4 protein-coding genes are annotated in these 2,416 nt (G+C 71.2%); all 4 read left to right on the plus strand.

Features of this window, described 5'->3' with window-relative positions:
• Positions 1-523 (plus strand): phosphotransferase (locus tag VLG41_RS07050; RefSeq protein WP_325348683.1); only part of this gene is annotated, 523 nt, incomplete at its 5' end.
• On the plus strand, positions 520-975 hold the full coding sequence (locus tag VLG41_RS07055; RefSeq protein WP_325348684.1) for a hypothetical protein: 456 nt from the start codon (positions 520-522) through the stop codon (positions 973-975). The genes VLG41_RS07050 and VLG41_RS07055, both read left to right, overlap by 4 nt.
• A 5-nt stretch (positions 976-980) precedes the next feature.
• Positions 981-2,096, plus strand: coding sequence for a hypothetical protein (locus tag VLG41_RS07060; RefSeq protein ID WP_325348685.1), 1,116 nt, complete (start codon positions 981-983; stop codon positions 2,094-2,096).
• Positions 2,097-2,119: 23 nt separating this feature from the next.
• Positions 2,120-2,416 (plus strand): AMP-binding protein (locus VLG41_RS07065; RefSeq protein ID WP_325348686.1); only part of this gene is annotated, 297 nt, incomplete at its 3' end.

The raw sequence follows: 2,416 nt of genomic DNA on the forward strand, positions 1-2,416 counted from the left end.
CGCCGGCTTCGCCGACGACGCCTCGCGCGCGCCGCCGCAGATGCACCACGCCATGCGCTGGCTGCTGCGCCACGCGCCCACCGCGCCGCGCGTGGTCATCGTGCACGGCGACTACCGCGTGGGCAACTTCCTGCAGCAGGACGGCCGCATCACCGCCGTGCTCGACTGGGAGCTGGTGCACGCCGGCGACCCGCACGAGGACCTGGCCTGGGCCGCGCTGCGCGTGTTCTCGGGCGGCACCGGCCGCGTGGGCGGCATCATGGCCCGAGAGGCCTTCACCGAGCGCTACGCGCGCCAGGCCGGCTTCACGCCCGACCCGCTGGCCTGGCGGTACTACGAGGTGCTGGGCCTGTACAAGAGCGCGTCCATGCTGCTGAGTGCCTCGCAGCGCGTGGAGAGCGGCCGCGCGCAGGACGTGCGCATGGCGTCCATGGGCTTTCAGGTCGCGTCCACCCTGCTCGAACTCAATCGCCTGATGGCCGAAGCCGCCAACGAGGCGCGCGGCGTGGAAGTGACACCATGAAGACGGACCTGCCCCGATTGATCGAGGCCCTGCGCCGCACGCTCAACGACGCCGTGGCGCCCGAGCTCAGCAGCGACTTCGCGCGCGGCCAGCTCGCCGCGGTGCACGACATCCTCGGCAAGCTCGCCGGCATGACCGTGTGGGACCCGAGCGCCTTGCAGGCCCAGGCCCGCGCGCTGATCGATGGCAACCAGCGCTTCGCCGAACGCGCCGCGCGCGTGGGCGTGGCGCTGCCGGCGGGTGGCGAGGCCGCCGACCTGGACGCCGCGCAGGCGCGCACGCGCGCGCTCACCGACTGGCTCGACGAACACGGCCCCTCGCTGCCGCCCGATCTGGCCGCCGAGCTCGACGCCATCCTGCGCCAGGCCCTGCGCGAGCAACTGCGCGTGGAACGACAGCGCATCCCCCTCACCGACTTCAGCGCCATGACGGCCGCTGCCCCCAAGGACTGATCTTCATGCTGACCCCACAGGACGACCTGCCCGGCCACCAGACGCCCGGCACCTTCGCGCAGGCCGGCAACGGCGATCCGCGCTTCACCGAGCGCTGGTGGTACACCGCGCACCCCATCGACGGCCGGCCGCTGCTGCTGGACATCGGCTTCGGCTACTACCCCAACCGCGGTGTGATGGACGCCTTCGCGGGCGTGACCGTGGGTCGCACGCAATACAACTTTCGCGCCTCGCGCCAGCTCGGCGCGAACCCGCTGGACTTGACCGTCGGACCGCTGCATCTGGACATATCGCCCGCACAAGGCGTGCACCGCCTTCGCTTGAAGGACAACGCCTCGGGCCTGTCCTTCGAACTTCGGTTCGAGGCCTGCCTGCCCGCCGCGCAGGAGAAGCAGAGCCGGCGCGAGCGCGACGGCGTGGTGGAAGAAGACCTCGCGCGTGTCACGCAGTTCGGCCGCTGGCGCGGGTGGCTGCAAGTCCATGGCGAGCGGCATGCGCTGGAGCCCGAGACCTGGTGGGGCCAGCGCGACCGTTCCTGGGGCGTGCGTTCCGAGATGCGCACCGACTGGGCCGCGCCGCCCATGCAGACCCACAAGAAATTCTTCTGGACCTGGAGCATGCTGCAGACCGAGTCCATGGGCGTGTGCCTGTTCCTGAAGGAGCGCGAGCCAGGCAAACCCTTCTACCTGTCCGGCGCGGAGTTCCAGCGCCAGCCCGACGGCGCGGTGACGCAGCGCGAGATCACCGGCGTCGAGCACGAGCTGCAGTGGGCCGACGACCCCCTGGGCCAGACCCTGGCGGGCGGTGAGCTGCGCCTGAGCTTCGACCACGGCGCGCCGCGCGTGCTGCGGCTGGAGCCGCTGCCCACGCGCTTCTACCTCAAGGGTGGTCTCTACGGCGGCTTCGGCGGCTGGAACCACGGCGACGACAAGGGCGCCTACGCCGAGGGGCACGACGCCTGGAACCTGGACGATGCGCTCACGCGCGAGCGCGCCCGCACGCTGGGCGACCACGTGCTGCGCGTGCACACCGGTGGCGAGAGTGGCATCGGCATCAGCGAATACGGCGTGGCCGCGGGGTACCCGAAGTACCCTGGGCCGCAGAAGCACCCGGCGCTATAAAGTCGAGAGCAGGAGACAGGAACATGCAGTTGACTCAGGCGCTCACGCGGGCGGTGCAGACGCGCCACCGCTTTCCCGCGACCATCTACCAGAACCGGCAACGCAGCTGGCACGAAGTGGGCGAGCGCGTGCCGCGCCTGGCCGCCGGCCTGCGCGCCCTGGGCCTTCGGCCCGGTGAGCGCCTGGCGGTGCTGGCCTTCAACAGCGACAACTACATCGAGCTCTTCTTCGCCGCCGCCTGGGCGAACCTGGTCATCGTGCCGCTGAACACGCGCTGGGCCATCCCCGAGAACGTCTACAGCCTGAAGGACGCCGGCTGC

This window comes from Hydrogenophaga sp. (assembly GCF_035481345.1).
In the GTDB taxonomy this organism is placed as follows: domain Bacteria; phylum Pseudomonadota; class Gammaproteobacteria; order Burkholderiales; family Burkholderiaceae_C; genus Hydrogenophaga.

Bases quoted from the DNA above. Each gene is read 5' to 3' on its own strand.
- VLG41_RS07055 (WP_325348684.1), top strand. From the start codon at position 520: ATGAAGACGGACCTGCCCCGATTGATCGAGGCCCTGCGCCGCACGCTC.
- VLG41_RS07060 (WP_325348685.1), top strand. From the start codon at position 981: ATGCTGACCCCACAGGACGACCTGCCCGGCCACCAGACGCCCGGCACC.